The 7,867-nt window shown below is 63.2% G+C and carries 5 protein-coding genes; all 5 read left to right on the top strand.

The annotated features are described in order from the left end of the window. The first annotated feature begins 148 nt into the window (after nt 1-148). The 5 genes from P3T25_RS24540 (at nt 149) to P3T25_RS24520 (ending at nt 7,863) form a co-directional block, all read left to right on the top strand. Nucleotides 149-460 (top strand): hypothetical protein, encoded by a 312-nt coding sequence (locus P3T25_RS24540; RefSeq protein WP_154566169.1) that lies wholly within the window; start codon nt 149-151, stop codon nt 458-460. 853 nt (nt 461-1,313) lie between these two features. Continuing rightward, entirely contained in the window at nt 1,314-2,240 is a 927-nt protein-coding gene (locus tag P3T25_RS24535; protein WP_266239639.1) for an ABC transporter substrate-binding protein, read from the top strand. Continuing rightward, the gene (locus P3T25_RS24530; protein ID WP_429359140.1) at nt 2,240-3,856 is read left to right on the top strand and encodes an amino acid ABC transporter permease/ATP-binding protein; all 1,617 of its coding nucleotides are present in this window, start codon (nt 2,240-2,242) and stop codon (nt 3,854-3,856) included. The genes P3T25_RS24535 and P3T25_RS24530 overlap by 1 nt, the downstream gene beginning before the upstream one ends. Before the next feature lie 64 nt (nt 3,857-3,920). Next, entirely contained in the window at nt 3,921-5,171 is a 1,251-nt protein-coding gene (locus P3T25_RS24525; protein WP_171929281.1) for an acetamidase/formamidase family protein, read from the top strand. A 283-nt stretch (nt 5,172-5,454) separates the two neighbouring features. Next, nucleotides 5,455-7,863 (top strand): acetamidase/formamidase family protein, encoded by a 2,409-nt coding sequence (locus tag P3T25_RS24520; RefSeq protein WP_154566165.1) that lies wholly within the window; start codon nt 5,455-5,457, stop codon nt 7,861-7,863. The last annotated feature ends 4 nt before the right edge of the window (nt 7,864-7,867 follow it).

The raw sequence follows: 7,867 nt of genomic DNA, 5'->3' as shown, positions 1-7,867 counted from the left end.
CGCTTCAAATTCATCGATCTCTTCTGTCATTGCGATCGCCCGCAGTCTCTATTACTTCATACTACCAGGTATCGCTTTTTATTGACACAGTAAGACTAGGGGTTCCCTTTGATTATGCGTTTTACGGGAGTAGCACGATCTTGGTCTCATGCCGATGCGCTCGTGGAAACCGGCGTTTTGCCCTGTTCCCTTCATTTCGGAAAACGTGGCGTTACCCGTCGATTGGTACGTCGAACCGCGTCCGACAACCTGGGCATTTGAATGGCTCGAAGTTACCTTGCGCCGGCAATGCTGCGAGCGGCTGCTCCTCGCCGGCGAGGTAGCAGACTGGGCATGGAAACGCTTCGTGCGATCGAAGTCGGTGCCACCGATCGACAAACCGCTGAATATCGATAGGCTGGGTGCCGTTCGCTTCGAGGTGGTCGAGAAGCACGTGGAACAGAGCGGGGCTTTGCATTGAGACCTCTGCGGCAATTTCCAGCCATCGTAGCATCCGCCACCCATGCGCGGCCCGCGCTCAAGCAGTTCCGCGCGCAAGCCACCGTGGATGTTCAGTGCTAGTGTAGTCGTGGGGATTTTCCCCAGTCACCGGGAGAACGCGATGCCGTCAGACCCCGCCACAAAATCCGCCGAGCCACCTTCGCCGCGAGACAAGCCGCTTCCTGCCGCGGCGCCGCAGGCCGAGTCATCTGCACGGGACGCAGATAAAGACGAGCCGGTACCGCATGAGCGCCCGCCAGTCCGATCAGACGACAACTGACTTTCCGCCGCGCCCTCGGTTTAACGGAAGGGTTCGTGTGTGCGGAGGTCAGAGGTCTCTCGACAGGTAGTAGCTACGCACCAGTGAAATCTGAGAGCGACTCGACTGCCTATCTCGGCCGGACTTTCGAAGGTCCGTTCTGCTCAGTTAGCTGCCCTTGCCCTGCTCGAGGGACGCTGCGGCGGTTTCGTCCATGACGTTGGTCACGCGCTGCACCGATTGCGTGTTCTCATCCATCGCAGCGCCGGACGCTCGACGAACTCGGCGCCGGCTCGCACGCCCCCCTCGAAGTCCTGGATAGTCAGTGTTGTCGCCTCCTCCGGAGCGTCGGCGGCGAAATGGCATTTCGGTCGCGCGGAAGATCTACTGATCGATCTTTCGTGTGACGCTCGATTGCGGTTCGCTGTATGCCAACCTCCTTCGCCTCTGTGCAAACATTTGTGCGCGCTGGAACAAGTATGCGGAATTTCGTCTATCTACCCTTGCACTGGTGCGATGCAACAAGGCGTACATGGTGTGGGCCATTGCCATCTGCCGCTCAGGGAGTTCCGGGATGTATATCAATCTTGTCGATCACGGGCATGGAGTGCTGCGCGCAGGCGGTCTTGCCCGCCGCTGGCGCGAGCTGGTTCTTGGCGCCGTCAGTCTGCTGGCGCTGCTGATCTCGAGTCACGCACAAGCTGCCGCGCCGGCGCCTGCCGAATGCGCGGCGCTGCAGGCGAAATACCCGCAATTCAAGGGCAAGACGCTAATCAACGCGATCAACCCACACACGCCGGGCTATGAAGCGCTGGACCCGAACGACCCGAGTAAATACATCGGCTTCGACATCGACCTCGGCGAAGCGATCGGCAACTGTCTTGGCTTCAAGATGGCGTACAAGCCTGTCTCGTTCGCGGCGCTGCTGACCACGCTGCAAAGCGGCCAGGCCGACATCGTAATCTCCGACATCTATGCGACCGAAGAGCGCGCGAAGGCGGCGGACTTCATCACCTATTCGAAAGTGTTCGACGGCGTGCTCGTCGCGAAGGGAAATCCGAAGAAGATCAGCGGCATCAACCCGACAATGTGCGGCACGACTGCCGCAGAGAACACCGGCTACGTTGAAGTGCCGCTGATCCAGAATCTTGCGCCGGCCTGCAAGGCGGCGAACAAGTCGGAAGCGGCCGTGCAGCTGTATGACAACAACGCGAACGCGATCCAGGCGATTCTCTCGGGCCGCGCGGACACGTACATCAACGATGTGAACACGGTGGACCAGGCGGTCAAGGCGTATCCGAACCAACTCGAAAAAGCTAGTGCAGTGACACTGCCGTATTCGATCGGTATCGGCGTTCCGAAAACTAATCCGGCAATGCGCGCAGCCGTGATGGCAGCGCTTGTCGCGATCCAGAAGGCCGGCATCCAGACTGACTTGCTGAAGAAGTGGTCGCTCGGTGTTGAAAACCTCGAAACCCCCAAGCTGATTGCCTCGAACTGATGAATCTGTTTCTGCACTATCTCGGCCTGCCGTATCTGCTGAGCGGCATCGGTTTTACGATCGCAGTCACGGCCCTCGGGCTCGCGGGCGGTCTGATCGTGGGACTGGTGCTCGCGAGCATGCAACTGAGCAAGGTGGGGCCGCTCGCCGCGATCGCGCGCGGCTACACAGTGATTTTTCGCGGCACGCCGCTGATCCTGCAACTCGTGTTCGCGTACGACGCGCTGCCGCACATCGGGCTGAAGTTGAGCGCGATGGGCGCAGCGGGTCTCGCGCTCGCGGCGAACGAGGGGCCGTTCATCGCGGAGATCCTGCGCGCTGGCGTGCTCGGCATCGACCGCGGGCAACTGCTCGCGGGGCAGGCGCTCGGCATGACGCCGACCGTGCTGCTGCGCCGTGTGATCGCGCCGCAGGCCATCCGCACGATGATCCCGGCGCTCGGGAACGAGTCGGTCAGCGCGTTGAAAAACTCGTCGCTGGCCTCCGTGATCGCGGTCGACGAACTGACCTTGCGCAGCACCCAGCTCGCGTCGTCGACGTTCGATTTCTTTTCGATCTTCTTCGCGTCCGGGCTGGTGTATCTCGTGCTGACAGGCGTGATCGCCGCGATCCAGTTGTTCGCCGAAACCGCGCTCGATCTCGATCGTAGCCCGTCCGGGCGCTTCGCAGGGCTGCTGCCGTGGCGCCGCGCCGGGATTGCGGCGAACTCGACCGGCGCAGCCCCGACGCTACCCGTCGATGCGCCGTTCGGACCGACGCCGTCGCCCATGCCCAACGCGGATGACCTTCACGCAGAGCGCGCGCAGCGCTACACGGCGCTCCAAAAGCAGAGCGCGACCGTGCAGGTGAAGGGTCTGCGCAAGCGTTACGGCGGGCAGACGGTACTCGACGGTTTCGACCTCACAGTCCGCTTCGGCGAGGTTATTGCGCTGCTCGGGCCAAGCGGATCGGGCAAAAGCACGCTGCTGCGCTGTATCAATCACCTGGAGCAGTGGGATTCGGGGGAAATCCGCATCGCCGGCAAGCGCCTCGGTTTTCGGGTCGATGGTCAGCAGATGACCCAGGGCGATATCGCCAACGAGCGTGCGAGTGCCGGTGTCGGCATGGTGTTCCAGCATTTCAACCTGTTCAGTCATCTGACGGCGTGCGAGAACATCGCGGGGCCGTTGCGCTGGGTGCACGGCATGGCGCCCGCCGATGCCGAGCGCCGCGCGCGCGAACTGCTCGAACGCGTCGGCCTCAGTCATCGCGCCGATGCGTTGCCGCGCCATCTGTCCGGTGGCCAACAGCAGCGCGTCGCGATCGCCCGCGCGCTTGCGCCCAATCCTCGCGTGCTGTTGCTCGACGAACCGACGTCCGCGCTCGACCCCGAACTCGTCGGCGAAGTACTCGACGTAATCCAGCGGCTCGTGAACGAAGGCGGTCTGACGATGATCATCTCAACGCACCAGTTACGCTTCGCCGATCAGGTCGCGGATCGCGTCGTGTTCATGAGCGGCGGCGCGGTGGTCGAACAGGGGCCTGCGCACGAAGTGCTCACACACCCACGCCATCCTTTGACGGCGCGATTCTTGAGCGTGATGGGCGCCGACGACCGACTCAAAGTCGCGTCGTGACGGCACGCGCCATTCAGCATCGCCCGGCCCTTTGCGCCCGGCGCCTTACGAGGTTCGAACAAACATGAAGCACCATACTCTCCCCGTGTCGCCCGAAACGGTTCATTGGGGTTACTTCAGCAAAAAAGTCGAGCCGGCGTTGACGGTGCGCTCCGGCGACCGGATCACGATCGAGACGCTGACACACCATGCAAACGACGATCACGAACGCATGGTCGCGGGCGACCCCGGCGCCGAAAGCATCTTTCACTGGACCCGGGAGCACAAGGCCATGCCGCGCCGCGGCGCGGGGCCAACCGACGGACCCTTTACGCTAGGTTCGGGCGAAGGTGTCGGCGTGCATCTGCTGACCGGGCCGGTCGCGATTGAAGGGGCCGAGCCCGGCGACGTGCTCGAAGTGCGGATTCTCGACGTACGGCCGAGGCCGAGCTGCAATGCGTGTTATCGCGGCCGTTGTTTCGGTTCGAACGTCGCCGCATCCTGGGGCTTCCACTATCGCGATCTGATCGAGGAGCCGAAGCCGCGTGAAGTCGTGACGATCTTCGAGCTCGATACCTCCGGCGAGCCGTTCGCACGTGCGGTCTACAACTACGTGTGGACGCCGCAGACCGATCCGGACGGCGTCGTTCATGCGATGATCGATTATCCGGGCGTGAAGGTCGATCATTCGCTGGTTCGCAAGCGAGAGAACATCCTGTCGAACGTGAAGGTGCCGGCCAGGCTGCATTTCGGCACGATGGGGCTGGCGCCGACGGAGGCCGACTACGTCAGCTCCAATCCACCCAGCTACACCGGCGGCAATATCGACGACTGGCGTGTCGGCAAGGGGGCACGGATGTATTACCCGGTCGCCGTCGAAGGCGCATTCTTTTCGGTCGGCGATCCGCATGCGGCTCAGGGCGACAGCGAGCTCGGCGGTACCGCGATCGAGACCTCGTTGACGGGGGACTTCGAATTCGTGCTGCACAAAAAGAACGACCTGGGCGGCACGATCCTCGAAGGCCTCACGCACCCGATGCTGGAAACCGACGACCAATGGTCGGTGTACGGCTTCACCTTCCCGAACTACCTGGCGGCACTCGGCCCGGCCGGACAGATCGAGGTGGCACAGCACTCCAGCCTCGACAAGGCGATGCGCGACGCGTTTCGCAAGCTGCGCCGCTTCCTGATGACCGTACACAGGCTGAGCGAGGACGAGGCCATCGCGCTGATGTCGGTCGCCGCGGATTTCGGCGTCACGCAAGTTGTCGACGGCAACTGGGGCGTGCATGGCTCGATTCGCAAGAATGTCTTCGTCGACGGCGCGGGGGACTGAGCGTTCCCGTGTGGGCCGCGAGGCGATGCGGAGCCCACAAGGGCTGGCGTGCCGGATGCATCGGCACGGTGCATATGCGCGCTGCTGGTGCGGTCTCGCGCACGACTGTGGCGGCCTCGCGCGCGCTGCCGCTCAGGGCCGGCCGGGCATCATCGATGCAGTCGACGTGCGATGGCGCGAATATTGCTCTTCTGCGATGACCCGTCCGGCTCCCCGAATCCATCCAAGGGTAGCGGGCGCCCTGCCACGCGCTCGCGCCGCAGGCATCGGCCCTGGAGTCCACTTGGATCTGCTGCGCTTTACTACCGAATCCTATCCGGAAGTCGAACGGCTGCGCGCCTGGCGGGAAGCGCTCGACAGGATGGGATGGCGTAGCGGCGCGATACCTCCGGCACGAGCGTTGCACGGGACGATCCAGACGCAGCGGTCGGTCGGGGGCTTCGATCTGAGCCTGCTGGCGTCCGTTGCGCAGACGCTCGAGCCGAATGCTGCCGGCGGCGACAGCGTGCTGATCATGCTGCACCTTGACGGCGTGGCGACGCTGCTCGCCGACGGCCGACGCCAGCCCCTGACGTTGAACGACCTCGTCTATCTGCCGTCACGCGAGGGTTGCTCGCTGGTTTTCGCCACGGATTTCCGCGCCTTTGTCGTGCGTATACCGCGTGCGGCGATCAGAGGGCGGCTGCTTGCGCCGTCGTCGATGTGTGCCGGGCGGATCGCCGGAGATGCCGGCATCGGACATGTGTTTTCCGGTTTTCTGGCGTCGCTGGCGGAAAGCGTGGACACGTTGTCGGCCAACGAGTTGCGTCCGCTTGAACTCGCGCTGATTGAGTTCCTGGTAGCGATTCTCGCAGTGCATCAGCGCGAAACGCCGATCAGCGGGCTGACATCGTCGCAGGCGGCCATCTTCTCGCGCGTTTGCCGCAGTATCGATGAGCGGCTCAGCGACCCGAAAATCAGTCTCGCGCTTCTCGCCACAGAAGAGCGCGTCTCGCAGCGCTACCTGCAAAAGCTGTTCGAAACCGCTGGCCAGAGCTTCTCCACCTATTTGCGGCTGCGCCGCCTCGAACGTTGCAGGGCCGAACTAGTCGATCCGCTACACGAAAAGATGTCGATCTCGGATATCTGCTTCCGTTGGGGTTTCAACGATCCCGCGCATTTCAGCCGTGCGTTTCGCGACCAGTATCACACCTCGCCGCGTGCCTTCCGTAACGAAGCGAGCTTGGATCTGGCCCGGCATCTGGTGCAGCGCATTTCGCGCGGACTGCCGTTCAACACGGAAGCGCTGCTGCTCCATGCGCAAGCCGCGGCGCAGGCCAGCGCGCAAGCGCGGCCGCGGGAAGCAACGCTCGACGATGCGGGTACGGTCGTGGCCAGCCCCACCGTCGAGACGCGGACCGAGTCCACAAGGGGCGTCGCCCGCCGGCCGGGCAAGCCGCGCCACCACCTGTTGCGTGCGACGGCAAACACGGTGCACTGGGGCTATTTTTCGCACGACCTGAAGCCGGTGCTCGAAGTCGACAGCGGCGATACCGTGACGATAGAGACGCTGACGCAGCATGCATCGGACGACTGGGCGCGCATGGTTGCCGGTGACCCAGGCGCCGAAAGCGTGTTCCACTGGACCGCAGAGCGCAAGAACGTGAACCGGCGCGGTGCCGGACCGATCGATGCATCGATCTACGGACGCGGCGCCGGCGAAGGGTTCGGGGTGCATATCTGCACTGGTCCGATCGCGGTGCGCGGCGCCGAACCGGGCGACGTATTGGAAGTCAGGATTCTCGATGTACATCCGCGGCGCTGCGCGAATCCGCAATTCAGCGGGCGCGCGTTCGGCAGCAATGCGGCCGCGTGGTGGGGCTTCCATTACCGCGAGCTGTTGACCGAGCCTAAACCGCGCGAAGTTGTCACGATTTATGAACTCGACGCCGAGCCGCAGCCGCACGACGGTCCGCCATATGCACGTGCGGTCTACAACTACCGCTGGACGCCGCAGCGCGATCCGTTCGGTGTGGTGCATGCAACGATCGATTATCCGGGCGTGCCCGTCGACCATTCGACGGTCGAGGAGAATCACGGGATCCTGAAGGGTGTCAAGATTCCCGTGCGCCCGCATTTCGGCCTGATCGCGGTCGCGCCGCAACAGGACGGCCTCATCGATTCGATCCCGCCGTCCGCGTTCGGCGGCAACCTGGACAACTGGCGCGTCGCGCAGGGCGCAAGCGTCTATCTGCCGATTGGCGTTCCCGGCGCGTTGCTGTCAGTCGGGGATCCGCACGCGTCGCAGGGCGATTCGGAGCTGTGTGGGACCGCCATCGAATGCTCGCTGACCGGCGACTTCCAACTGGTGTTGCACAAGAGAGCGACACTTGCCGGTCAACCGTATGCGGACCTCACGTATCCGCTCGTCGAAACCCCCGAAGAGTGGGTGCTGCACGGCTTCAGCCATGCAAACTATCTGACTGAATTCGGCACGCACGCGCAGAGCAAGGTCTACGAAAAGTCGACGCTAGACCTCGCGATGCGCGACGCGTTCATCAAGACGCGCCGCTTTCTGATGACGACCAAGGGTCTCACCGAAGATGAAGCAATCTCGTTGATGTCGGTTGCGGTCGACTTCGGCGTGACACAGGTTGTCGACGGCAACTGGGGGATGCACGCGATTATCCGCAAGGCCTTGTTCGCGGATTAATTAT

Source organism: Paraburkholderia sp. GAS32 (assembly GCF_050434225.1).
Taxonomy (GTDB): domain Bacteria; phylum Pseudomonadota; class Gammaproteobacteria; order Burkholderiales; family Burkholderiaceae; genus Paraburkholderia; species Paraburkholderia madseniana.
This window is presented reverse-complemented; position numbering and strand designations above follow the sequence as displayed.